This window comes from Alteribacter natronophilus (genome assembly GCF_006007885.1).
GTDB lineage: Bacteria > Bacillota > Bacilli > Bacillales > Salisediminibacteriaceae > Alteribacter > Alteribacter natronophilus.
Map to the genome: position 1 here is coordinate 1 of NZ_VCRO01000018.1, position 520 is coordinate 520.

General features: G+C 47.5%; 2 tRNA genes. Both read left to right on the plus strand.

Annotated features, from left to right (window positions below):
• Window positions 1–202: 202 nt before the first annotated feature.
• Window positions 203–279 (plus strand) — tRNA-Ile (locus FGB90_RS19445).
• Between the two features lie 20 nt (window positions 280–299).
• Window positions 300–375, plus strand: a tRNA-Ala gene (locus FGB90_RS19450).
• The last annotated feature ends 145 nt before the right edge of the window (window positions 376–520 follow it).

Below are 520 nucleotides of genomic sequence, written 5' to 3' on the forward strand. Positions count from 1 at the left end.
GTCGTAACAAGGTATCCCTACCGGAAGGTGGGGATGGATCACCTCCTTTCTAAGGAGCTTTTGAAGCTCAAACAAGTTTCAACACAGGTTTCGCTCCTGCGCTTCTGTTCAGTTTTGAAAGGTTATGCCTTTTAAAAACAGGAAATACTGTTTTGAGGGATTATCTCTCAGGACTTTTTTTCTGACCAAAAACCCCCTCCGGGGGCCTGTAGCTCAGCTGGTTAGAGCGCACGCCTGATAAGCGTGAGGTCGGTGGTTCGAGTCCACTCAGGCCCACCATAATATTTATGAATAATTAAGGGGCCTTAGCTCAGCTGGGAGAGCGCCTGCTTTGCACGCAGGAGGTCAGCGGTTCGATCCCGCTAGGCTCCACCAACTATGTTCTTTGAAAACCAGATAACAGTAACGACATCAAATTTCTTAATTTGAAGCAAACTCTTTATGAGTTTCACCGGCTATGAGAGTAGCCGGCGTCTTAGAAGACCAACGACATCGACGGTTAAGCTAATAAGGGCGTACG